Source organism: Companilactobacillus crustorum JCM 15951 (assembly GCF_001434585.1).
In the GTDB taxonomy this organism is placed as follows: Bacteria; Bacillota; Bacilli; order Lactobacillales; family Lactobacillaceae; genus Companilactobacillus; species Companilactobacillus crustorum.
Map to the genome: position 1 here is coordinate 1 of NZ_AZDB01000029.1, position 25,085 is coordinate 25,085.

Here is a 25,085-nt window from a genome sequence, read left to right on the forward strand (position 1 = left end):
CATTTACACAAGATATTTTACGCTCTCCCCAAATGACTATCATATAGAGTCATTTGGGTCTTATTTGTCATGATTTTGATGCCATTGTTTAATATATTCCAATCGTTGTTTAAAGAGGCGTTCTTTGCCTTGCTCAGTAGGAGCGTAATATTGATGTCCTTGAATTTCTGGAGGAATAGTTTTCATATTAGTTAACTTATCCGCGTAATCGTGGGCTAATTGATAGTCTTTGCCATAACCAAGGTTCTTCATCAACTTAGTGGGAGCGTTTCGAATTTGCAAAGGAACTGGTAAATTGCCATATTTTTTTATGTCTTTTTGAGCCCTTAAAACCGCTTTGTAAGCGGCATTAGACTTAGGCGCAACTGACAAGTAAATTACTGTTTCAACTAGATGAACATTGCACTCTGGCATGCCTAAGAACTGGCAAGCTTGGAAAGCGTTAATAGCTACGTTAAGTGCATTGGTATCTGCTAAACCAATATCTTCGCTGGCAAATCTTACTAATCGTCTAGCAATATATAAAGGATCTTCTCCGCCATCAAGCATACGCATAGTCCAATAAATAGCTGAATCGGTATCGCTGTTACGCATTGATTTATGTAAAGCTGAAATAATATTGTAGTGTTCCTCGCCATTTTTATCGTAGCGAAGCGATTTGGTGTTAAGCAATTGGCGAATATCATCCAATTTTACATTAACGGTTTTGTCGGATGTTTCAGAATTAATAACGGCCATTTCAAAGGTATTTAAAGCCACTCTGGCATCACCATTAGCATAAGCAGCGATTAATTCTAAGGTATCGGCATCAACGTTAATTTTTAATTCTGGAAAAGCCTTAGGATTAGCAAGAACTTTTTTCAGTAGCAGGACTAAGTCATCTTTAGTTAGCGACTTAAGAACAAATACTTTGCAACGAGAAAGCAAGGCAGAATTGATTTCAAAAGATGGATTCTCGGTAGTAGCACCGATAAGCGTGATACTGCCTTTTTCAACGAAAGGCAAAAAAGCATCTTGTTGAGCTTTATTGAAGCGATGAATTTCGTCAATAAAAACAATCGTTTTTTGGCCCATTTCACGATTGAGCTCGGCTTCTTTCATTACCCTTTTGATGTCATTGATACCACTGGTAACGGCACTAAAGGTAATAAAAATAGCTTGAGTTTTTTTCGCGATGATTTCGGCTAAGGTAGTTTTACCAACCCCGGGTGGTCCCCAAAAAATAATCGATGGAATATTGTCCTGATCGATTATTTCTCGAAGTATTTTATTTTTGCCAAGCAGCTGAGTTTGACCAACGAAACCGTCTAAATTTTTAGGACGAACACGATTAGCCAAAGGACTGTTATCAGCAGTATTACTATTAGCAAATAATGATTCCTGTTCCATAATTTTACTTCCTTAATTAACAGCTTTCATAATCTGCTTTTCATTATAGCCCAGTAAAATTATAAACATTAAGATATATAATCCTAAAGGAATTAAAGCATAATTGAGATTGATGGCAGAAATGGTGGCTGCCGTTTGAGTTTTGTTAGCTGCATAACCAGAGGCATCTAATGACCAAGCAGTTATCATTCCACCTAATCCTAAACCAAGATTTACTCCAAAATCATCAGTTGAAGCGAGAACACCTTCGGCTTGAATGCCCATAGCGGTTCCATAACGAATCGTATCGGCAATCATGATTGAAACTAAACCAATAATAAAACCAGCTCCCAAATAATTGATGAAGATACCAGTAAAAATAGTTGGAAGAGCTTTAGAATAAGCACCCACAGTGATCAGAATTTGGCCTAGAAAAGCAATTACGATTCCAGTTAACATAGTTTTCTTTTTACCAATTTTAGCAGAAACAAAGTAAATTGAAACTACACCTATTAGAGCAGTAAAAGTGAAGGCGTTGGCTAAAGAAACCAGATTTTCGTCATTGATAACGTATTTAAAATAGTAAATCGTCGTTTGATTTTTGATGGACGTTGTCAGCCAATAGAGAAAAATAACAACGGAAATAACGATCCAAGGCTTGTTATTCCGTAACATTTTCCAAACTTCTTTAAATGGTTGATGGTTAATTTGTTCATTAGTAAATCGTTCTCGAACATGGAAGAAAGTATTGAGAATCAGCAGCAACGAAATTACTCCAAAAAGAGCGATGGTAGCTAAAAATCCTTTTTGCTGATTGCCATGTCCAAAGAAAGCGACTAGAGGAATTGTAAAGACGGCCACGATGATTTGAACAGAGCTACCAAAAAATTGTCTGATAACTCCTAATAGGGTCATTTCACGTTCATTGTCAGTCATGGTTGGCAAGATAGCTGTGATGGGCAAGTTAACGGAAGTATATAAGAATCCTAATCCTAAGTATGTTACGTAAGCCCAAACTAATTTTCCATCATGTGGAAGAAAATTAGGAGTTACAAAAGTTAAGACAGCAAAAACAACATATGGAAATGAGTACCAGAGAAAAAATGGCCGACTCTTTCCCCAACGAGAGTGGGTTTTGTCGATCATTATTCCGATTATAAGACTTTCAAAAACATCAGCGGTTCTGGCGACAACAAAAAGAATAGCAACTTCACTTGCAGTTAAGCCAAAAACGTCCGTGTAGAAGAAAAGCAGGTAAGTGGTCATCATTTGAAAAACTAAGTTATCTGCTGCATCACTCAGACCATAACTGATTCTTTCAGTTACGGAGGTTCGCCATTTAGTCATTAAAAGCCTATTTTTGCGCTGTTAAACGACGGTAGAGTTCTTGACCAACAATATCGTTTGTCCACATCCAGGCGATATGTCCAAGAGCTTCAGATAGGTGTTCTTCAATTGGTTGGTCTTTAGGGGAAGGAACTGTCTTCATCATAGGCATAATACCAATGTGAAAGGCTACCCAAATGGCTAAGCCAAAAATAGCACCGGAACCCTTTCTAATAAAGGGTTTATATTGAGCTAAAACTTCATAGATGATAGCAAACGAGGTTGAAAAGCCGAAATGCATGAGAAAACTTGCCCAAGGCATCTGATGGTTAGAATAGGTATAAGTACCACGAGTAATACTTTGAGGAATCCCAGCTTGTTCCATTAAAGTTTGAGGAGGATTTACAGCATCTCGTTCAGGAGTACGTGGTGGCAAAACATTCTCCCAACCTAATTTGACGAATCCAGAAAATATACCAGCCGCAGTACCAGCAATAAGTGCAGCCTTTAAATCAGCTTTTTGATCTTTAGTTAATTTCATATCAATTCTCCTAACAGTCATTTATCTAAATTATAAATCAGCTATATATCTAATTCAGGTAATAAGTCTTCGATATCAAGCTATATTTAAGACAAATTGGTAAAAAAGAGGTTATGATCACAAATTCTTCATATATTGTTATAAATTAATTCGTACTTTGGGAACTGTATGTTCATATTTTCCCGTTATTATTTAAGCATAGTCAAATAACAAAGAGGCAAAGAGGTGACAGGATGAATCAAAAATCCAGTTCCAAATTGAATTATCTTTGATAGATGATTATTGAAAACATGAATAGAAACAAACCCTTATAAATAAAATTAGAATTATATCTCCCCCCTTAAGATATAGAAAAGAATTTACTTTGAAAGAAGTGACCGAATGGAATTGGAAAATCCCCGTAAATATTATTTTCTTAAATAACTCACTTTACACATGAATAGAAATAAACCCCTATATAAATACTCTATTTTTTAAAAGTTTAATCCCCTTATAAACACATGAATGAAAAACTTTATTTATCTCCCCCTAAGATATAAAGTTAATTTCCTAAAAAATTTGATATTTATCCCCCTATAATAAATATCACAAAGAACGGGACAACAAGTCCCAAGTAATAAAAAATTCAATGCAGCAATCTTTAAGGATTGTCAGTGCATTGAATTTTTTTATGCAGAAAAATTACTGTTTAGGGATCATTTGTAAATATTATTGTCACACATTAAGAAGACTAGTTTAGGCTACCACCTATAGCTTCGATATCTCCCTTGCCATCTTGTTTGACAATTGCACCAATGGCTACCGTTATACCAGTAATGTCATCAGCTAGAGATAAGCATGGTGTATCAGGACGATTCAAAACTTGATTTGGCAAGAATGGAATGTGCATAAATCCAGCTTTTAGATCGGGAAATTCTTTATCAATCATATATTGAACTTGATACATGATATGGTTGCAGACGTAAGTTCCTGCCGTAGTTGATACGTAGCTAGGGATTCCAGCTTCAATAACTGCCTGTGCCATAGCTTTAACAGGTAATTGGGTAAAATAGGCATTTTCTCCATCTTTATGAATGGGTTGATTACGAGGTTGAAATCCAGCATTATCAGCAATACGACCGTCATCAAAATTGATAGCGACACGCTCAGGTGTTAATGCGTAACGCCCACCTGCCTGACCAATATCCAAAACATAATCAGGCTTGTTATCAAGGATAGCTTGATGAACTACTTCGGCACATTTATTGAAAATAGTTGGAATTTCCAATTTTATGATTTCTGCACCTTCAATTTCGCTAGGTAACTTCTTAACAGCCTCGATGGCAGGATTAATTTTGTCAGTCCCAAATGGGTCAAAACCAGTTACAAGAATTTTCATATTTTTCCTCCTAGAATGCTAATACATACATTAAAATGATTTGAATAACTAATAAGGTAAGTGCTACGGGCACCTGTTGCTTGATGACTCCTAAATTATCTTTCATCTCCATCAATGCGACAGGCAGTGAATTAAAATTGGCAGCCATTGGGGTCATCAAAGTTCCACAATATCCTGCAGTCATTCCAATCGCTGCAACAACTGCAGGATTACCGCCTTGAGCGACTATAAAAGGAACACCGATACCAGCAGTAATGACGGCAAAAGCTGCAAAGGCATTACCCATGATCATAGTAAAGATAGCCATGGCGACACAATATAAAACAACTCCTAACAAGTGATTACCAACTGGAAAAATGCCAGAGATAGTTTTTGAAGTAATATCACCCACCCCTGAGGCAGTAAAGATTACTCCTAGGGTAGCTAATAATTGCGGTAAGATACCGGCTGTACCAACAGAACGAACCATTCTTTCACTGTCATGATAGGTTGTTTTGACGTCAGCTTTAGAGATAATCATTGCAATAATTAAAGCTACAACAGAAGCAATACCAATACCAACTTGTCCACCTAGTTTAGTGAACTCACTAATTAAAATAGAAAGAATGGCCAAGATAATACTAGGAAAGAACAGCCATCCACCAAGCCTTTTAGCAGACTTTTCAGCTAGTTTTTTGTTGACTTCTTTAATCTTTCCAACTTTGATCTGTTTCATTAGTGAAAGGATACCGATAAGTATGATTAATAAACCAATCACGAAATTAGGCAAATACTTACCAACAGCAAATATCAGTCCTAAAATTAGCCAGAATAGGCCAGTACCAATACATGCAGAATTTTCTTTATCACGAAACGATTCGATACTGGCAAAAATCATGATAATTCCTATTAATACATAAAATAGTTCAAGAATATTATTGACATTCATACGGTTAACCTCCAAATTTACTTATCGGAATTGAACTGTTTATCGAAACGTATGTTGTAATAGCCAACGATAATAAAGGTTATTACAGCAACTGGAATTGAATAAAGAACGATATTTGCTGGTGAAACATTGTGACCTAGGGATTTCATTGTACTTGCCATTAATAAAACACCACTAGATGCAATAAAAAGATTCTGAGCGAAGAAGTTTCCGAAGTTATCGGTTGCGGCAGCGCGTCCTTTAATGAGATCAATTTGCTTTTCAGTTAAGGGCTGTTTGATACTAGCAGCAGCTTGAGCCATAGGATTAATTAAAGGTCTAATAAATTGAACTTGGCCAGAAAGGGCAATCCCAAAGGCATCGGTTATTTCCCGAATTGCTAAATAAATATTGAAGATTTTACCCGCTGACAGATTCTTGATTTTACTAATACCATTGACGGCGGCTTGTTTCATACCATGACTTTCAACAACACCAATCATTGGTAAAGTCAGGAAAAAGAGAGAAACCATTCGATTATCCATAAAACCTTTACCAATAATAGTGAGGACATGATTGATTGACATTCCAGATGCTAAGCCAGTTGCTAGGGCAGCAGCGACAACAACGGCTATAGTATCTAATTTGAATGCAAATCCTAATATGATTATAATAATTCCAATTAATCTAATATATTCCATAATCAAGGCCTCTAATCTGATTTTATGCTGGTAATTATAGCACAAAATAGATTGAAAAAATGAGTATTTATAAATTAAATTAAAATAAATCTAATAATTAATTAGGAGGGCTAATTGATATTCGCTAATATATTGAGATAGATTTCATTGGCGAATTTTATAATCAAGTTAGTTGCTTTCAAAAAATGACAAAATAAAAATACCAAGACGTGAAAGTCAGGTATCATGGAGTTTTTACACAAACAATGAAAGTGACTTTTTGTCTTGGTGTTGGAACGGAATAAACTAAATCGTCCTAAAATAATTAGAGGCTATAAAATTTAAGCTCAATAATACAATCTATTTTTCTTCACAATTAATTATTATTTTATTCGCAGTTTCTAAATTGTATATTCATATTTTCCCGTTATTATTTAAGCATAGTCAAATAACAAAGAGGTGACCGGATGAACAAATAAGTTTCTCATAACTAATTAAATACACTAACAATAAAATAAACCCTATTAAAATAATTAATCTTTTTTATTTAATTCTCCCCCCTATAAAACGTAAATAAATTTTTCAATATATATCCTCCCCAGATATAGAAGAATTTCAAAAAGAAAGAAGATAAAGCTTATGAAAAATAATAAAAATATGAAAAGAGCTAGCCAAAAGGCTAGCTCTTTTACTTTATAAAATAATATTTGTTTGGTATTGGATTTGGTTTTTGTCAGATGTAATCAACTAAACAATGTCTGCACTCACTATTTAGTTGTTATTTTTATATTTGGCCGCTTCTTCATTGCTGCAATAGAGGAAGTGTCCAGGTAGAACTTCTTGTAGTCTCTGATCATCTTTGAAAGGACTCTTGTGATCGAAGTCGATTCTAGTACGTTGCTTTTCAATTTCTGGGTCAGGGACTGGAATAGCTGATAAGAGGCTTTGAGTATAAGCATGCAATGGATTGCTATAAATCTCATTGGAGTCTGCTAACTCAACGATTTTACCACGATACATAACGGCGATTCGATCACTGATGTATTTAACCATCGAAAGGTCATGGGCAATAAATAGATAAGTTAGACCCTTTTTCTTTTGAATATCTTGCATCAAGTTAACAACCTGAGCTTGAATAGATACATCAAGAGCTGAGATTGGCTCATCGGCAATGATAAATTGTGGGTCAACTGCCAAAGCACGGGCAATTCCGATACGTTGACGTTGTCCACCAGAGAATTCATAAGGGTAACGAGTCATATGTTCAGGGTTTAAGTTGACCATGTCGAGCAATTCACGAACTCTTTGGTCACGTTCTTGGTCATTTTTGACTAGACCGTGGACATCAAGTCCCTCAGCGATAATATCTTTGACTTTCATTCTTGGATTCAATGAAGCGTAAGGATCTTGGAAGATCATCTGCATTTCACGACGGAACTCCTTCATCTTAGGGCCATGACTTTTAATTTTACTAATGTCTTGACCATTGAAGAAAATATGACCGTCAGTTGGGTTATAAAGTCTGATAATACTACGTCCAGTAGTACTCTTACCGGAACCAGATTCACCAACTAATCCAAAGGTTTCACCTTTATAGATATCAAATGATACGTCATCAACCGCCTTAACCATGTTAGGTTTGCCAATGTTGAAATATTGTTTTAGATTTTTTACGGATACGATTACTTCTCTTTCATCTGCCATTATTTAGCATTGCCTCCTAACTTTTCAAATTTTTTATAACGGTTGAGAATTGCTGCAGGTGGTGTAACTTTTGGTGCATCTGGATGGAGCAACCAAGTAGCAGCAAAATGATGTTTTGATACTTGGAAGAATGGTGGCTGCTCTTCTTCGTCAATCTGCATTGCATAAGCGTTACGAGGAGCAAAAGCGTCACCCTTTGGTGGATTCAACAAGTTTGGTGGTGTACCAGGAATTGAATTCAAACGTGCATCTTCGTTGGTATCTAGAGTAGGCATGGAATCAAGCAAGCCCCAAGTATATGGATGTTGAGGGTTGTAGAAAACATCATCAACTGAACCATATTCTACGAAACGGCCAGCGTACATAACAGCTACACGATCAGCAATACCGGCTACGACACCCAAATCATGGGTGATGAAGATGATAGAAGTACCAATTTTTTGTTGCAACTCTCTTAATAGGTCAATAATTTGTGCCTGAACTGTAACGTCAAGAGCAGTTGTTGGTTCATCGGCGATTAAAATTTCTGGATAATCAACGATGGCAATTGCGATAACGATACGCTGACGTTGTCCACCTGAGAATTGGTGAGGATAATCATTCATTCTGGCTTCAGGATTAGGGATACCAACTAAGCGAAGAACTTCTTCAGCACGCTTTAAAGCATCTTTTTTGGAAACATTGTTGTGAATCAAAAGAGGTTCAGCAACTTGTTTTCCGATTGTCATAGTAGGGTCAAGCGACGTCATAGGATCTTGGAAAATCATTGAAATTTTATTTCCACGAATGTTATCCATTTCCTTGTCGCTCTTTTGAAGAAGATCATCTCCATGATAGAGGACTTCTCCCTTAGAAATAGTAGCGTTTGAAGCTAATAATTGTAAAATTGAACGAACTGTGATGGATTTACCGGAACCAGATTCACCAACGATAGCTAAGGTTTCACCGGCGTTTAAATGGAAATTGACACCACGGATGGCATGAACGACACCATTGTAGGTATCGAAATCTACATGTAAATCTTTTACTTCTAGAATTTTATCCATTGCGATTTCTCCTTAGTTAGTGTTCTGATGATTGTGGGTCAAAGGCATCACGTAGACCATCACCAAGAAGGTTAGTGGCAATCATGATAATACTTAGGATAATAGCTGGAGCCCACATCTGATATGGTAAGAATCTGAAGGCTTTTTGACCATCAGATAAAAGTGTACCTAATGAAGCATTTGGAGCGGGAATACCAATACCAATGAAACTTAGGAAAGCTTCGAAGAAAATAGCATTGGGAATTGTAAACATTGTTTGAATAATGATTGTTGAAGAAAGGTTGGGAATTAAGTGTTTAGTAGCAATCTTCATGGATGGTTCACCAAGTGTTCTTGCGGCTAAAATATATTCCTGTTCCTTTAATTGGAAGGTCTGAGCACGTACCAGACGGGCCATTGTAACCCAACCAGTGATAGCAATCGCAATAACGATTGATGTAAGACCTGGTTTTAGAATGATCATCATCAAGATAACAACGATCAAGTTAGGAATTGATGAAACAATTTCAACGATACGTTGCATGAATGTATCAGTTCTGCCGCCTTTCCAACCGGAAACAATACCATAAGGAACTCCGATTAGAAGATCAACCAATGTGGCCAAGATGGCAACAACAAGTGAAAGTCTTGTACCATAGATAATTCTTGATAGAAGGTCACGTCCTAAGTAGTCAGTACCAAGGATAAATGATGTACCTTTTGGAGCACCGGCTTGTTTATAAGCGTCAACCATGTGACCACCCATGTTTTGATAACCATTCATACCAGGGATATTTAGGTTACCTAGCTTTGGAGGAAGATTAGACATAGTAACGTTTTGAGCATTAGGATTGTGTGGAGCAATGATTGGGGCAAAGATGGAAATTAAAACGATGATTGAAAGTAATGTCAAACAAACGACTGCAACTTTATTTTGAAATAAACGACGACGGACATCTTGCATATATGTAAGTGAAGGTGTACCGATCTTTTCTTGTTCGGCGTTATTTTCATCATGTACTAATTTAAATTTTTCCTTGGGAATTTGAGGAATTTTTTCCATTATTCTTTACCTCCATTTCCTAGTCTAATTCTTGGATCGATTAGTCCATAAAGGATATCGACGATCAAGTAAACTATGATTAATAAGAATGAATAGAAGATTGTTAGACCCATAATTGTAGGGTAGTCATTAGTTGTAATTGATTTAACGAATTGTTCACCAATACCAGGAATTGAGAAGATATTCTCAACAACCATGGAACCAGTCATAACTGAAACAGCCATAGGTCCGATGATAGTAACAACTGGAATCAAAGAGTTACGTAACGCATGTTTTGTAACGACTTTCCAATTAGAATTACCCTTTGATTTAGCTAATTCAATATAATCGCTACTCATAACATCAACCATTTCGGTTCGCATAAACCGGGCGACGGTACCTAAAGGCAGGGCCGCTAAAGCGATGGTTGGTAGAATACTTGATTGGAAGTTGTCCCAAAGAGCAACTGGGAAAATTCCCCATTTGTAGGCTAGGTAGAACTGAAGTAAAACGGCTAAAACGAAAGATGGAATTGATAAACCAAGGATTGAAATGAATGTTGCAAGAGTATCAACCCATGTATTCTTACGAATAGCAGCAATGGCACCAAGTAGGATACCAAGAATAGTACCAAGAATCATTGCTTGAGCACCAATTTGCATTGATGGAGCAAGTCTTTGACCGATTAATGATGTAACAGGTTCATTGTTGAATTGGAATGATGTCCCCAAGTTTCCGTGTAACAAACCGGCCATATAACGAACATATTGAACACCAACTGATTGGTCCAATCCATATTGTGCTTTAACAATTTTCAATTGGTCCGCTGACATCCGGTTCTGGTTAGAGAATGGAGTACCGGGTAGCAGCTTCATTAGGAAAAATGTTATTGAAGCAATAATGAAAAGGGTCAAAAAGAGGTAGAAAATTCTTTTGAGAATATATTTAGTCATTATTAATCTCCCTCACCTTTAATTATTTTTTGAAAGTTGTAACAAGGTTATAACTACCATTTGGTGTGATTCTGTAGTTCTTAACGTTAGTTCTCGTTAAGTTAGCTTGACTGTATTGATACAAAGGAATAGCACCTTGATCATCATTTAGAATCTTCGTTGCTTGAAGCATATCGTTCCATCTTGCTTGTTCGTCATTTGCATCGGTTGTGGCAGATTTCTTAACATATTCGTCAAATTCTGGATTTGAGTATTTACCATTATTTTGAGAATTTCCAGTTGTAAAGATATCTAGGAATGTATATGGATCAGGATAATCGGCATTCCAACCAGTAACAACCATGTCGAATTGACCGGATGAAGATTTATCTAGACGTGACTTAAATGGTACGTTTGACAAAGTGACCTTGATACCAGGAAGATTCTTTTCCATTTCACCTTGCAAGTATTCGTTTTGTTTCTTAGAACCGTCAGTATCATCACCTAAAAGCGTGAAGTTAAGATTCTTTTGACCAGTTTCTTTGATACCTTCCTTCCAAAGCTTTGTAGCTTCTTTAGGGTTGTATGTGGAGTACTTACTTGTTGATTGTAGAGCTTTTTCCTTAGTGAAATCTACCTTGGTTTTAGAGTTGTATGACATACCTTCGGGAATGATGGTATTTTCGATACTACCTGTCTTACCAAGAACGTTATTAGTTAGCTGTTCACGGTCGATTGACATTGAAATAGCTTGTCTAATTTTTTTATTTTGGAAGAATTTATATTTCTTTTGGTTAAGTTCGATATAGAAGTTAGATGCCATCTTATCGATTGAGAAAGTCTTGTAATTTGAAACTTGACGAGCTGTATCGCCACTAATTTTTTCAAGACGGTTGATACGGTTAGCATCATAAAGATTCAAACCAGTATTGGCATCCTTAACAACATAGTACTTAATAGTATGTAACTTAACAGCTTTAGCATTCCAGTATGAGTTATTCTTAACTTCGGTCCAACTGTTATTTGAAACAGTCCAGTTAACTAACTTATAAGGTCCATTGAAGACCATACCGGCACTCTTCAAACCATATTGTTTACCAGCTTTTTCTACAGCTGGCTTGTATTGTGGATAGAAAGTTGAATTGGCCATCAAACTGTTGAAGTAAGGAATAGGATCTTCCAAAGTTACTTCTAGTTTGTAAGGACCTAAAGCCTTGATACCTAATGAATCAACAGGTTTCTTGCCGGCATTGATCTTATCAGCATTCAAAACACCTGAGTAAATGTAGGCATATTGTGAAGCTGTCTTAGGATCAACCGTTCTGCGCCATGCGTAGACAAAATCATAAGCTGTAACTGGCTTACCATTTGACCATTTAGTATGTTTTAAATCAAAGGTATATGTCTTGCCATTATTAGTTGGCTTAACAATTTTCTTGGCTATAGCAGGTTTTAAATCTTTACCATCGAATCTGTAAAGACCTTCCATAGTATTAGTTAAGTTTTGAGCACCAATAACATCGGTGTTCATTGACGAATCCATTGTTGCGATAACATCACTGGAACTGATTGATAAGGTATTTTTGCTGTCTTTTTCAGCAGAACCACATCCACTCAGTACTAATGCGAATAGAAATATCGGTAACAATGCAAGTAAATATTTCTTCTTGAATTTCATTGTTTACCCTCCCTAAAATAATTATTCTTAGAATACACTAATGAATATTAAAATCAAGTACCCTTAATTAGAAAAATTCTAATGTTTATAAAATAATAATACAATATCGGGTAAATTGCAAAGAAAAAAAGAGATATCTCTTAATTGGATATCTCTTTCTTAATATATTTATTAAATTTTTCTAATTCTTCTGGACTTAAATTAGCATTAATCAAAGAACCATCATTAGTGAATTCTTTTTTGAGTACTTGAGAGTTTTTTAAAATTTCTTCAGTAATCTTTTGATCGCTATAAGGAATTAATAGTTCAGTCTCTTTGTAATGATTAAAGACCTTTATTTTGATTAAATCGACTAACTTTTCGATTGAATCTTTATCGATGGCTGAGTAATAGATATTATCGCCCTCAATAGTAGGGAAACTTTGATCAGGTTTAAGGTCAGCTTTGTTAAAAGCATAGATCATTGGTTTATCAACGACACCGACTTCGCGCAAAGTTTTTTCAGTAACTTCAATCATATTACGCCAATGTTCGTCAGAAATATCGATTACTTGAATCAATAGATCGGCATCTTGTGCTTCCTTCAAAGTAGTTTTAAAAGACTCAACTAAATTGTGTGGTAGCTTGCTAACAAAACCAACTGTATCAGAAAGTAAGAAACTAGAATTATCTTCTAGATCAATCCGGCGAACGCTGGTATCAAGCGTAGCAAAAAGCATATTCTTTTCAAAAACCTTACGATCTTGCGAATCTTCTTTATTAAAATTCAAGATACCATTCATAGTCGTTGATTTTCCGGCATTAGTGTATCCAACTAAGGAAACTAGTGGCAATGAAGTATTAGTTCGACGGCGACTCTGAACGTTAATTGTTTTGTCGACCGTTTTAAGTTCGTTACGCAAGGCAGTGATACGTTTTCTGATGACACGACGATCTAATTCTAGTTTTGATTCACCGGCACCACGGTTAGCTAAACCACCAGAAGCCGATTGTTGATCTAGGGGATTGCCTGATGGATGAATTCTTGGTAATTGATATTGTAATTTGGCAATTTCAACTTGCAATTTGGCTTGCTTGGTTTGAGCACGATTGGAGAAAACTTGAAGGATTAGCTCTGTTCGATCCATAAAACTTAATTTGGTTTCTTTTTCAAGATTTCTAATTTGAGAAGGTGTCAATTCATCATTTAAAACGATAATTTGGACATCATCAGCATTGGCAATCTCTTTAATCTCGGTTACTTTACCAGAGCCAAAGTAAGTTGCTCCACTGACACTGTTGACATTTTGTATAATTGTATCAGCAACTTCCATATTATTTGCTTCCACTAAGGCAGCTAGTTCTTGCATCGTATATTCGAAGTCAGGTTGTAGATGGCTAACTCCGGCAATGACGACACGTGTTTTTTCAAATGTTAATTTTGATTCAGTCATTAAATCCTCCTGGTGGCACTAATTACCCCAGGGTAACAATGCCATTTTTTTATAAATTGTTTGTAATGATACCAATTCTTAAGCGCATGATGTGAATACCATCCTTTCGATAAACTGTATAAATAATAACATGGAAGTTGGTTTCACGCTATATAATAGGTAGAAAACGATTTCTGAGTCTTTTTAGGACCTAAAAATGGGTGGTTTAAGATAATTTGAATTAAGAATGAATATTGAATGTTAAAATTCTACTATTACTTATAGGGAGATAACTTATGGATAAGAATACATTGATGACGTTAATTGATAACGCCAGTAAAGACAAAGTTGTCAAAAAAGATTCAAAATTATTTGCGAGTTTAGTATCGTCTTATAAAGACTTAGATGATGATAAGGACATTAAAGTCGTTGTTAGAAAGTTAAGCGGTAGTATTAGTAGCTATTTAATGACACACAAATATGAAAGTCCTAAGGATCTAATAAAACTAGCTTCTGCAATGCAAAAGACCAACAATAATTTTTGGAAGGGTACAGGAATAACTAAATTATTCTGGTAAAAAACAATGAGTTCTGAAATATCTAGAACTCATTGTTTTTAGTATTATATTAAAGGATTCTGATTCTTTTTCTTAGTTTTAGGCTTGTGAAATAGGCTTAATAAAAAGAATACAATTGCAGCAATAATAAAGATAGCATCAATCAGAATCCAAGTTGATTTGATTGAATGATTGATAAAAATAAGACCTACAACAAGCATAGCGACGCCATACCAGAAGTTGATTGTTTTATAGAATTGTTTATTCATAAATAATCTCCAAAATAGTAATTAAAATGTATACGTTTTATTATACACCAGCTAATAATGTGAAAATTGTATCTATTCTTTAAAAAATCAGTTATATTAGTATACGGGTGAAAAGACAAATGGATTATTCAAAACAAAAACTATTGCTATCATTATTGGTTAAATTCCAAGAATCTTTTAGCAAACAAATAAATGAATCAGGTACTAATCAAAAAATGGAACAGTTTATTCAAGAAGCTGTTCAAGAGATGGTCAACAAACAATATCGAGGTTCACTCTTCGATAAAAAAGTTGGACCACTCATTCATAAAATCGATCAGGCACAAACTGATGAACATTTAGTTTTGAACGATTATTCTAATCGCTTATGGAAAGTTATCGTCCAAATTTCTAAGCGAACGACTAGTTTTGAAACAGCTTATGCTTTGATTGATGTATTAGGTTCAAAAAACACTTCTCTGAAACTATAGAGAAGTGTTTTTTTACGTTATAACGATGTTCTAGGTAAGTCAATTTGGATTTGGTAGTCTGTCAAATCATCAAAAAAATGATTGAGCTTTTTAATAGTTTCTTGACGACTATAGGTATAATCTCGGCGAACGCTTAAATTTATTTTATTACCATTTTTTAAAGTTATTTGAACATAGTCTGGATTATGTACCATAGCGATGCCGCCGTAGAAAATGCCAAGGCTAGCAGTATAGGGAATTGCCATTGGTGCATTAAAATCTTTATGAATGTTGCCACTAAGAGCGACCTCTCTAATGTCTTCCTTTTTAATCGTTGTTAAATGATTGCTAGGTGGGAGCAACATACTCAATAGACGATTTTTTTTGTCATCCGTATCAACATATTTAATGGCATTCTGATCTACTTCCCAATAACTAAATTCCAGAGGAATATTAGGATAATAATAGAATAAAAATATTACCAAAAAAAATCCGAATCCGATAGCAATGCCAGCACCAAGATTTAAAACCTCGGTAAACGCCAAGCCAGGTAAAAGTGCAACAAGAAGACTGATTAACAAAGGTCTATATGAAACTTTTTGCCAAAACTTAACACAATATTACCCTCTTTTAAATTCGTTTTTGTTTATAGTCTAAATTTAACATCTAAAGAAGAGCGTAGATCAATAATATCTTGAACTAGTCCGTATTAAGTCCTGAACTAAACGTTAAAGGGTTTCTTTAATAATTTTTTTGAGTTTTTTAGATTTTCCAATAGAAAATTTTCGAGTCATGCCACTACTGAAGCCAATTTCACGAATAGAAAAATCAACGTGATGAATGTTCTCAGGATTGATCAAACAAGAGCGACTGATGCGAAATAAAAAGGGATATTTAGTTTCTAATTCAGTTAGTTTACCGTAAAATTCAAATTTTCCATTAGTCGAGTAAAGGTTTAATCGATGAGGAATATCTGATGATTCGACTAAAACTACTTCAGATTTGTCCAAATTATAAACTTGGGAACCTACTTCAAAAGAGAAACTCTTTTTTTGAACGGTACGAGTTTCATCAATGATTTTTTTAGCATATTCTAAAGCATCATAAATTTCTTGACGATAATCTTCTAGAGGTTGATCTTTTTCGATAAAGTCTAAGGCAGCAACTTTTTGCTTTAGTGTCATTGGTGCTAGTTCATCATGGGTAGTCACAAAAATAATTTCAGCTTGGACGTCCTTTTGGCGAATTAAACTAGCTAATTGAATACCGTCTAAATCTGATTTTAAATCGATATCTAAAAAATAGATGCCATTTTGAGGAACTTGTTGCTCTAAATAGTCGATAACTTGATGCGGATTGGAAGCTTTTAATTCAACTTGAAAGAGATTGCTATGGAATAAAATATAATTTGCAATCAATTTATCTAGTTGTTGCAGTTGAATCGGATTGTCTTCGCACATAATGATTGGATAGCTCATTTTTTATCTCCTTGAGTAATTAATGTAATGTGGAATCGAAACCACTTGTCATTTTTGCTGTATTGAATGAAGAGGTTAGGATATTTCTTTTTTAAATTTTTAATATTCAGTAAGTCTAAATAATCTTGCTCACGTTCTGTTGTAGGTAGATTAGCCACTGTATTGTTAATTAGAAAAGCTAGCTGCCGATCCTCTTTGGTTATTGCTAACTGGATTTTTCCAGCTTCTTGTCGTTTAGTAAAAAGAATCGCATTATCAATTGCCTGATTCAAAAGTTTAACTAGATCGAAAATATTGATTGGAACAGAATCAAGTTTCTCGGAACAGTTAAAAAAACTCCTGATATGATAGTGATTAATTTTATTCAACTTGCTGATAAATAAGCTCTTGAGGTAGGGATTTTTAACATTATTGAGGTCTTTATATAGATCCATTGAAAGATTATTTAAATAATCGTCAGAGTAGTTTTCTAATTTATCTAAAGCGGAAATCATAGCTTGATAATCTTTATCATCGGCGACAGTTTTCAAACTGAAGAGTAAGTTTTTATAGTCGTGCTTAAAATGACGTAATTTTAATTGATCGTGTTCTAGTTGATCTGTGTAGAGCTTTAGATTCTTTACCTGTTCTTCGGAAAACTGATCCTGAAAAACTTTTTTCTGACGCCTACGGGTTACGCTAAAGATAATAATAATAAAAAGACATTGTAAGAGAATAAGAAAGAAAATGCCGATAATTAGTGGCGCATAGGCCTGAAAATGCTGCATGAATAGTAAAAACATGTAGAAAATAATATAAATATAGGCTAAGAGGATACTTGTCATAGCAGTACGTCTTGATTGGAAAAAGTTATTTAATTTGAAGAAATTATAAAAGTAAACAAAAGCTACAGAAAAAATAAATTCAACAAGAACAATAATCCAATTCATTTCATAAGTCGTGGTATTGGGATGAGGATAAAAGTGCATTAAAACTGGACTAGGAATAATAATGGCAAAAAATTTAACTAAAAAATTCAGTAGAATAATATTGATCAGATAGTAATTGTTGCTTCTTTTGGGCCAGAGGCAAAAATAGATTGCTAAAGCAATGAATATAAAACCATAACCAGCTAAGAGAATGTTTATGACAACCGATATAACGGTCAAAAAACTATAAATACCAATCCGATATTTTGGTGAAAGATCAGAATGATAAATTAAATTAAAAATATAGTAAAAGATAATCCAAGCTAAAAATATTCTTAACAGATGCGGCCCCATAATATACTCCCCAATTTATTTGATAATTACGATGTTGAGATTAAACCATTGCTCATTTTTACGATATTGTACAAAGAGATTAGGATACTTCTTTTTGATATCTTGAATATTGACTAGTCCTAACCCTGAATGGTGCTTTTTAGTGGTAAAACCTTCCTGCATCATTTCACTTACATCGGTTTTATCAGTAGTAGTGTTGTTAATAATGAATGAGAGCTGCTGCTGTTCTTGAATAATAGCAACTCTAATTTCTCCATGCGGTTGATACTTAGTAGCTTCTAGAGCGTTATCGAATGAAATGCCTAATAAACGAATGAGATCAAAAATATTGATAGAAATATCGTTGACCACATCACGGCATTCAAAGTGACAGTTAATATTATTTTGATTAATAATAGTTAGTTTACTGATTAATAAACTCTTGAGATAAGGGTTGGAGACGTTATTAAGATCTTTGAATAATTGCATAGAAATATTATCAAAATAACTATTAGAATAATCTTCCAAAGTAATTAAAGAATGGTTCATAGCCTCAAAATCCCTACTTTGAGCGATGCTACGGAGATGATTAATTGTTCCTTTATAATTACGCTCGAATCCTCGTAATTTGATTTGGTCATGTTCTAATTGATCAGTGTACATTTTAAGATTTTTCAATTGCTCTTTGGTTAACTCTCGAGTGTAGGCTTCGTTTTGAGTTTGATAGCCCTTTAAAAAAATAATCACGATAAAAGTACATTGAATTAGGATAAATAAAAGTATGCCTGAAATTAAATCGGAATAAGCTTGAGTATTTTGAATGATCTGCATAAATGTATAAATAACAACAAAAAGATAGCTAATTAGTAAGCCAAAAAGGCCCGAAGATTTGATTTTTAGAAGGTTCTCCAATTTAAAATAGTTATATATAAAAATAAAAATAACTGAAATAATTAATTGAATCAAAATGTTAGAAGATACGGAAATTATTTTCTCCATAAGAGACGTGTTAGCAAAGTTATTGGGAAAAAGGATAATGATACTAGCATTCGCAACAATTTCAGTAAGTAAATGGATCAGTGAACTGAATACTATGGTATTGATTAGGAACATAAGCCTTTTTTCCTGAAAAAAAACTCCAAAGATTAAGGCAGCTACGATGAAGTAGGTAAATTGATTAATAAAAATGGCGCTTAAAATAGTTGGGATAAATAAAATAATAAGAGAATAAAAATGTTTTGGTCGATAGAGAAATTTAAAGATGTAGAAAAAGAGTAGCCAAGATACAAATTTTTGAATTATAAAAATACTGGAATCAATATTTATCATTATTTCCCCCTCCCCGTACAATATTAATTATTACATATTATTGAAACTTAAAAGTATAGATGTCATGAACTAGGATGAAATTCTTCTTAAAATAGTTCGTTCAGGAAGAAAAAGGTTGTCTTTCAGGATATATTTAGTTGAAATAATTGATTGATGTTAAATTATGGTCAGAAGGGAAGCGTTAAAAATGATTTGGATTTATGTTGTAGGCGTTGTAGCAATTCTATTTGGTATTTATCAGATGGTTAATTCGTACAAGTATGTAAAAGTCATCCAACATCACGGCAATAAAACGACTTCTAATTTTTCCGCATTAACTGTTTGGTATAGTTTTATCTTTGGCTTAGGAATTACGATTTTAGGCATCGTTTTAATAGTTACTAAGGGAGTATTTTTTTAGGAGGTTAATTTATGAATGTAAGAGAAGATTCAAAAAAGTATATTCAAAGTTTATATAATTCATTAATGCAGCATGAATCTAAAAGTGCCAGTATGCTAAATATTACTGATGTTTTAGCTCAAGTTTATAAAAAAATAGATAAGGCTAAAAATCCGGAAGCGCTGATTAATCGAATGGTCAATTATATTTATATTGAAGGTTTCAGTCGAATGCATTTATCTAAGAATGAAGAAAATGATTTGATTGAATTGGGAAATATTTCTAAACGAGCTGGTTTTAATGGCGTATATCGAGGTAATACGACTGATAAATCACAGTTTTACGGTATTTTTGAAAAGATGCCGATTAGACAATAAATACTATATGGAGAAAAGATCAGTTCGATAGATATATCGAGTTGATCTTTTTTTATGATTAAATGAAATTTATTAAAAAACGATTGCTTTTCAATTCATTCTGTTTTATTGTATTAGTGTACTAGAACAGTAAGAAGGTGAAATGATGGAGTATATCGACAACATACCAATCTATCTTCAAATTAAAGATATTTTATACCGTAAGATTATCAGCAATGAATATGAACTAGGTTCACAATTGCCCTCAGTTAGACAATTAGCTGTTCAATTTTCAGCTAATTCTAATACAGTTCAAAAGGCCCTTAAAGAAATGACGGAAGAAAATGTCATTATTTCTCAAAGAGGCAAGGGAAATTATGTAACTGAAGATGGGAAAATCATAAATAAGCTGAAGAAAAATCTCGTTAATGAGATGTTTGATGCAACTTATGAAAAATTGCGTTCATTGCATATGAATGATGAAGAAATAACGACGAGTTTTAACAATTATGTTCAAGAAAAGGAGCACGCTCATGAGTAAAATCTTAGAAGTTAATGATTTGAGTTATAAAAAAAATAACAAAACCATTCTAGCTAATATCAATTTATCTGTAGATAATGGCAAGATTATTGGTTTGCTTGGTGAAAATGGTGTCGGAAAAACAACTCTGATGCGCTTGATTGCGGGTGTTAATTCAATTCGTGAAGGCGTTATAACGGTTAACGGAGCTACTAAAAAGTCTGAAATAAAACAATATGTTAGTTTGAGTGATCAATTAGCTGGGTTTAATAAGAGTACAAGGATCAGTGAGATTGTCCGATTCTATGAGAATGTTTATCCAGATTTTTCAGTAAAAAAATATCAGGAAATAGCTGAGTATTTAGGACTTGATAAAACTAAGCGGCTTTCGAGTCTTTCGACAGGTACGCTAGGTAAACTTGTAATTGCTTTAACGATTTCTCGTGAAACAAAGCTTTACTTGTTAGATGAACCTTTGAGCGGTATCGACAGTATGTCGCGTAAGAAGATTATTAGCAGTATTATTCGTTGGAAGAGCGATGAATCTACTATTATTATTAGTGACCACTATGTTACTGAAATAGCTAGTTTGTTGGATGATGTAGTTATTATGAAAGACAAGACTATTTATGAAGTTGATTCAGTAGAATCGATTCAAGAAAAGCATCATCTCGGGATTGAAGAATATTATGAACAGATTTATGAAGGGAGTGTTACCAAATGACAAAGTTTATGGGATTAAGTAAAAATTTAATGTTTGAAAAATGGAAGCAGATGAATTGGATTGTAGCGATTGATTTGATTTTTCTATTAGCAATTACCATCATTCATATTTTTACCAATGGTTTTAGTAATCAGGCCGAATTTCTTTTTGTCAGCTTCAACATCACGATGGTGGTAGCTAACATTGTAGCCATAATTGTTTTAGCTCGAAAGAATGAACAGGTTTTAACTAGCAATAATTATCGATTGTTGCCAGTAGCTGACACTAAACTTTATTTAGGTAATTTACTTACAGCATTACTAGCTTTTATATATTTGCAAATTATTGAAGGTGTAATTAGCGGAATTCTCTATATCTTTACTAATAGTGATGCAAGTTCCTTTGGTAGCTTTGGTAATGGAAATATGTTCAATGCTGCTCTTAGTGTGATGTTGTTAATGATTTTGGGATTAGTTGTCCTTTGGACTGGGATTACATTGGTACATTTGATTAGTAATCTTATCAGTGGTTTCTTACCTTTTGGTAGACAAAAATTTGTGATGTTTGTTCTTTATTTAGTTATTATTTTTGTTGCTTTAGGAATCTTTAATTATACGACCGGCAACATTTTTAAGATGATCTATATTAACCAAGAATTAGTTAATTTAAATCAATTTACTGATACGGTTTGGATTAGCAATGGTATTTTCTTTGCTTGGTCAGTAGTATTTTCAGTTATAAATATCTATCTATTAAGAAGATGGACAGAAACAGTCCGTTAATGCAGCACTACAAATAAGACTTATGGGATGGTCCGATATATGAGTAGCGTTCTGGGTATAACAAAAGATTTAATGCGAGACAAGTTTAAGTTAGTTAATAAGCTCCTATTACTTAATTTTGTTGAATTAACTATTATTTTGGCAACAGGAATTTTGCATCAAAAGTGGATTAGTTACGGCGAGGGTTTATTGATTGAAAGTAGTTGTTTGATGTATTTTTTAGGATTAATATTATTGATCAATAACAGTCAAAAAGTTTTGAATAGTAATCGTTATCGCCTACTACCAATTAGTGAACTCAAACTTTATTTTAGCGATTTAGTTGGAAATTGTTTAAGCTATCTTTATATGACCGTTATAACGACTATTTTCTTTGTTTTGGCATCATATACAGTTATGGGAAAAGATATTTTCTTACATTTTAAGATTATGTTTGAAGATCAGAAAGCATTGTGGATTCAAAATTTAGTCATATCAGGCTTAGCTGTTATATTGATTTGGACAGGTAGTAGTATGATCCATTTACTTATGAATTATTTCGGTGACTTTTTAAAATTCAAACGGCAAGCAATAATCCTTAAAGTAATTACTTTTGGGTTAGCCTCGATAATCATTTTTTATACTTTGACGCGAATGTCTTTGATAGGGATGAATTTTTATATTGAAACTCCCAATCATGTTTTTGAAAAAGTTTGTTTGATTGATACCTTGGGAATTTTTTTATCAATTGGAATTGGAAACTTTTTACTAAAAAATTATTCCGAAACGACATGTTAATTAACGTTTAGGACAAAAAAATCGACGTTTATGATTGAGTTGGCACAAAAATGAATTTTTGGAGTAGTATCTAGTTAATGACAGAGTAAAGAGGGAATCGTTGTGAGATTCAATAATGATTTTTATAAGGGGAAATATTTTTGGATAGGAGTTTTGGGGCTTTTATTTTTAGGTGATTTTCCGTGGAATAATGTCTGTACAGTAAAGGGCATAATTTACTTAATAATGATTGTTGTAGGAATTGTTTCGATTGTGGGGTCGATGTTTAATTTCTCTAAATATTTCTCATAAACGTTCATAAAAATATCAATAATAACAACTTATCAAAAAGGGATCTGACTAGAGACAAACTGTCTACAGCCAGATCCCTTTTTATAAGGGTTCAGAATACTTTAAGATCTTAAATAACAGTATTATATGTTTAAATTTTAAGATGAGAGAAGTTGATCAAAATGATCTATCTCGTTTCTTTAGTACTATTTATTTTTGGAAGCACTCAAATTTTTATAATAATAAGATCTTTTAGAAGAATGAAATTCGACAAAAAAATTAGTATTTCTAAATACACAAAAATCCTGCTTTGGTACAGCTCTATATTTGGCATAACACTAATATTCTTGAGTTTTGATATTATTTTCAAATGGTTCTGATAATTGTTGCTAAATAATATATGATTGAGGCAACAGAAGGGAACTGGTTATTATGGGGAAAGGATTAATTGGCATTGTAGTTATTTTTATGGGGATATTTCAGATATATACAGCCCGAAAATCTTACGATAGTATCAAGACTAATGTGAAAAACCAACAGCCATATATGTTTTATGGTATTTATTTTTCATTAATAATTGGGATTGTCTTTTTAGTTGTTGGGGCCTTTTTAATCAAATAGCCGTTATGTAACGTTGCAACCGATAAGTGCGTGCATTCTTTAGGTTAAGATACCTATAATTCAAGCATAGAGGGGAGCGTGAAAGAAATGTCTTTAGCCGATAACATTATTAAATATCGTCAGAAGAATCAATTGTCTCAGGAACAACTGGCAAGCTCTTTGAATATTGCTATTAAGATGGAGATACTGCAAAAATGTGTTGGTATTTATTTTTCGTTGACATGAAACAGTATAGTATTTCATTTATGCTTGATAACCCTAGACTTGTCGGGCTATAATTAGTCAAGGGCTTGTTGCGTAAACAATGCCACAGCACCCTTAACAAATTATGGATGATAAGTATTTTTTCAAAAGCGAAAATGATAATACTTATGCAAGAAATTACGAATGACATCAATACACAGTATTATTATGTGTAAACTCAAAAAAATTGAATATCATTGTAAAGAAATTAAGGTTTGTAATATTTAACTTTGAGTTTAGGTAAATATTGAGAATACCGATTACAGTTGGAAATTCTCATATTTGTATATTATGTCATGTATTTTTTTATTGACAGTATAAGAAAATTTTTGGTAAACTTAAAAAATCAAACAGCGGACAGCGTAGAATTTTGATATTCTATGCTGTCCGCTGTTTTTTTGTTGAGCATTCTCAACGATTAAAAATCTATTACTATGTGAACTATTATAATTTTTAGGAGGAATGATAAAAAATGGATTTTTATATAAAATTACCACGTAACAAAAAAGAACTTGCGTTATTTATGGGAATTATTTCTATTATTTCTGTAAATATTATTGCTCCACTTATTACCTGTTTTGAAGCTGGATTTCATTTTTATGTATGGCAAGAGGTATTGACTGTACTTCCCTTCATCTGGATGAGTGTGATTGCAATTGTACTCATTACGTATATACCAGCAGAAAAAATGACAGCCTTAATAGTAGCAAAAGAAGATAGTTTCCGTTCTCATATCGTAGTGAATATCTTATGTACAGTCTTGATGATGTCAGTTTTATTAACTGTAATTGGGACATGGATTGGAACACGTTCCATTACTTTAGAGCCGATAAAAATGTTCTTTTATAAATGGCCTAGAAATTTTGCTATATCATTATTCGTCGAAATGTGTATTGCACAGCCGATTGCCAGATTTGCACTTTTACAACTTCATACAAGGCTTGATGCAAAAAAAGAAAATTAAGTCAAATGAAAAATGTGAAGAATTCGATTTTACATAATATAAAAGATATGAATAATAATTATGGACTGTATCATGTGACATACCTAAGTAAATATTTTTTTGCTTTTTTTTAGAAAATAAAATCGCCCCAGTTTACAATTCAAGTGCAACACCT

27 protein-coding genes and 1 pseudogene are annotated in these 25,085 nt (G+C 33.6%); 11 read left to right on the forward strand and 17 right to left on the reverse strand.

The window, feature by feature from the left end; genetic code table 11:
* Window positions 1-60: 60 nt before the first annotated feature.
* The 12 genes from FD26_RS07995 to hflX form a co-directional block, all read right to left on the reverse strand.
* Window positions 61-1,389, reverse strand: a complete 1,329-nt coding sequence (locus tag FD26_RS07995) for a replication-associated recombination protein A (RefSeq protein WP_057867908.1) — start codon at window positions 1,387-1,389, stop codon at window positions 61-63.
* A gap of 12 nt (window positions 1,390-1,401) precedes the next feature.
* A complete protein-coding gene (locus tag FD26_RS08000) occupies window positions 1,402-2,715 on the reverse strand; it encodes an MFS transporter (protein ID WP_057867909.1) in 1,314 nt (437 codons plus the stop codon).
* Between the two features lie 7 nt (window positions 2,716-2,722).
* Complete coding sequence (locus FD26_RS08005) at window positions 2,723-3,235, reverse strand: DUF1440 domain-containing protein (protein ID WP_057867910.1); 513 nt, start codon at window positions 3,233-3,235, stop codon at window positions 2,723-2,725.
* Window positions 3,236-3,965: 730 nt separating this feature from the next.
* Window positions 3,966-4,613 (reverse strand): pyroglutamyl-peptidase I, encoded by a 648-nt coding sequence (gene pcp / locus FD26_RS08010; RefSeq protein WP_057867911.1) that lies wholly within the window; start codon window positions 4,611-4,613, stop codon window positions 3,966-3,968.
* Between the two features lie 10 nt (window positions 4,614-4,623).
* Window positions 4,624-5,541, reverse strand: a complete 918-nt coding sequence (locus tag FD26_RS08015) for a DUF979 domain-containing protein (RefSeq protein WP_057867912.1) — start codon at window positions 5,539-5,541, stop codon at window positions 4,624-4,626.
* Between the two features lie 17 nt (window positions 5,542-5,558).
* Entirely contained in the window at window positions 5,559-6,221 is a 663-nt protein-coding gene (locus tag FD26_RS08020; protein ID WP_057867913.1) for a DUF969 domain-containing protein, read from the reverse strand.
* Between the two features lie 750 nt (window positions 6,222-6,971).
* Entirely contained in the window at window positions 6,972-7,904 is a 933-nt protein-coding gene (locus FD26_RS08025; RefSeq protein WP_057867914.1) for an ABC transporter ATP-binding protein, read from the reverse strand.
* Window positions 7,904-8,950 (reverse strand): ABC transporter ATP-binding protein, encoded by a 1,047-nt coding sequence (locus FD26_RS08030; protein ID WP_057867915.1) that lies wholly within the window; start codon window positions 8,948-8,950, stop codon window positions 7,904-7,906. The genes FD26_RS08025 and FD26_RS08030 overlap by 1 nt, the downstream gene beginning before the upstream one ends.
* A gap of 16 nt (window positions 8,951-8,966) precedes the next feature.
* Window positions 8,967-9,992, reverse strand: coding sequence for an ABC transporter permease (locus tag FD26_RS08035; RefSeq protein WP_057867916.1), 1,026 nt, complete (start codon window positions 9,990-9,992; stop codon window positions 8,967-8,969).
* The gene (gene opp3b / locus FD26_RS08040) at window positions 9,992-10,924 is read right to left on the reverse strand and encodes an oligopeptide ABC transporter permease (RefSeq protein WP_057867917.1); all 933 of its coding nucleotides are present in this window, start codon (window positions 10,922-10,924) and stop codon (window positions 9,992-9,994) included. The genes FD26_RS08035 and opp3b overlap by 1 nt, the downstream gene beginning before the upstream one ends.
* Window positions 10,925-10,946: 22 nt before the next feature.
* Entirely contained in the window at window positions 10,947-12,581 is a 1,635-nt protein-coding gene (locus tag FD26_RS08045) for a peptide ABC transporter substrate-binding protein (protein WP_057867918.1), read from the reverse strand.
* 140 nt (window positions 12,582-12,721) lie between these two features.
* Window positions 12,722-14,014: a GTPase HflX gene (gene hflX, locus FD26_RS08050; protein WP_057867919.1), complete on the reverse strand. Its 1,293-nt coding sequence runs from the start codon at window positions 14,012-14,014 to the stop codon at window positions 12,722-12,724.
* Window positions 14,015-14,289: 275 nt separating this feature from the next.
* Between hflX and FD26_RS08055 the strand changes: the two genes are divergently transcribed.
* Complete coding sequence (locus tag FD26_RS08055; protein ID WP_057867920.1) at window positions 14,290-14,571, forward strand: bacteriocin immunity family protein; 282 nt, start codon at window positions 14,290-14,292, stop codon at window positions 14,569-14,571.
* Window positions 14,572-14,615: 44 nt separating this feature from the next.
* On the opposite strand, the gene FD26_RS08060 is transcribed toward FD26_RS08055, so the two are convergent.
* Window positions 14,616-14,819: a hypothetical protein gene (locus tag FD26_RS08060; RefSeq protein ID WP_057867921.1), complete on the reverse strand. Its 204-nt coding sequence runs from the start codon at window positions 14,817-14,819 to the stop codon at window positions 14,616-14,618.
* 119 nt (window positions 14,820-14,938) lie between these two features.
* Between FD26_RS08060 and FD26_RS08065 the strand changes: the two genes are divergently transcribed.
* On the forward strand, window positions 14,939-15,289 hold the full coding sequence (locus tag FD26_RS08065) for a hypothetical protein (protein ID WP_057867922.1): 351 nt from the start codon (window positions 14,939-14,941) through the stop codon (window positions 15,287-15,289).
* Window positions 15,290-15,306: 17 nt separating this feature from the next.
* Here FD26_RS08065 and FD26_RS08070 read toward each other — a convergent pair.
* The 4 genes and pseudogenes from FD26_RS08070 to FD26_RS08085 all read right to left on the reverse strand — a co-directional run.
* Window positions 15,307-15,876, reverse strand: a pseudogene (locus FD26_RS08070) (hypothetical protein); the annotation flags it as partial.
* 120 nt (window positions 15,877-15,996) lie between these two features.
* Window positions 15,997-16,746: a response regulator transcription factor gene (locus FD26_RS08075; RefSeq protein ID WP_057867924.1), complete on the reverse strand. Its 750-nt coding sequence runs from the start codon at window positions 16,744-16,746 to the stop codon at window positions 15,997-15,999.
* Window positions 16,743-18,008, reverse strand: coding sequence for a GHKL domain-containing protein (locus FD26_RS08080; protein ID WP_057867925.1), 1,266 nt, complete (start codon window positions 18,006-18,008; stop codon window positions 16,743-16,745). Before FD26_RS08080 ends, FD26_RS08075 begins: the two co-directional genes overlap by 4 nt.
* A 15-nt stretch (window positions 18,009-18,023) precedes the next feature.
* Window positions 18,024-18,986: a GHKL domain-containing protein gene (locus FD26_RS08085; protein ID WP_162254850.1), complete on the reverse strand. Its 963-nt coding sequence runs from the start codon at window positions 18,984-18,986 to the stop codon at window positions 18,024-18,026.
* Between the two features lie 517 nt (window positions 18,987-19,503).
* Between FD26_RS08085 and FD26_RS08090 the strand changes: the two genes are divergently transcribed.
* The 9 genes from FD26_RS08090 (at window position 19,504) to FD26_RS08130 (ending at window position 24,931) form a co-directional block, all read left to right on the forward strand.
* The gene (locus FD26_RS08090; RefSeq protein ID WP_057867927.1) at window positions 19,504-19,716 is read left to right on the forward strand and encodes a hypothetical protein; all 213 of its coding nucleotides are present in this window, start codon (window positions 19,504-19,506) and stop codon (window positions 19,714-19,716) included.
* Between the two features lie 11 nt (window positions 19,717-19,727).
* Window positions 19,728-20,072: a bacteriocin immunity protein gene (locus FD26_RS08095; protein ID WP_057867928.1), complete on the forward strand. Its 345-nt coding sequence runs from the start codon at window positions 19,728-19,730 to the stop codon at window positions 20,070-20,072.
* 142 nt (window positions 20,073-20,214) lie between these two features.
* Window positions 20,215-20,592 (forward strand): GntR family transcriptional regulator, encoded by a 378-nt coding sequence (locus tag FD26_RS08100; RefSeq protein WP_232230826.1) that lies wholly within the window; start codon window positions 20,215-20,217, stop codon window positions 20,590-20,592.
* On the forward strand, window positions 20,585-21,295 hold the full coding sequence (locus FD26_RS08105; RefSeq protein ID WP_057867930.1) for an ATP-binding cassette domain-containing protein: 711 nt from the start codon (window positions 20,585-20,587) through the stop codon (window positions 21,293-21,295). The genes FD26_RS08100 and FD26_RS08105 overlap by 8 nt, the downstream gene beginning before the upstream one ends.
* A complete protein-coding gene (locus FD26_RS08110; protein WP_057867931.1) occupies window positions 21,292-22,056 on the forward strand; it encodes a hypothetical protein in 765 nt (254 codons plus the stop codon). The genes FD26_RS08105 and FD26_RS08110 overlap by 4 nt, the downstream gene beginning before the upstream one ends.
* A gap of 39 nt (window positions 22,057-22,095) precedes the next feature.
* Window positions 22,096-22,833, forward strand: a complete 738-nt coding sequence (locus tag FD26_RS08115) for a hypothetical protein (RefSeq protein ID WP_057867932.1) — start codon at window positions 22,096-22,098, stop codon at window positions 22,831-22,833.
* A gap of 702 nt (window positions 22,834-23,535) precedes the next feature.
* On the forward strand, window positions 23,536-23,724 hold the full coding sequence (locus tag FD26_RS08125; protein ID WP_057867934.1) for a hypothetical protein: 189 nt from the start codon (window positions 23,536-23,538) through the stop codon (window positions 23,722-23,724).
* Window positions 23,725-23,811: 87 nt separating this feature from the next.
* A complete protein-coding gene (locus FD26_RS11075) occupies window positions 23,812-23,949 on the forward strand; it encodes a hypothetical protein (protein WP_156401790.1) in 138 nt (45 codons plus the stop codon).
* A 490-nt stretch (window positions 23,950-24,439) separates the two neighbouring features.
* The gene (locus tag FD26_RS08130; protein WP_057867935.1) at window positions 24,440-24,931 is read left to right on the forward strand and encodes a hypothetical protein; all 492 of its coding nucleotides are present in this window, start codon (window positions 24,440-24,442) and stop codon (window positions 24,929-24,931) included.
* Window positions 24,932-25,085: the final 154 nt, after the last annotated feature.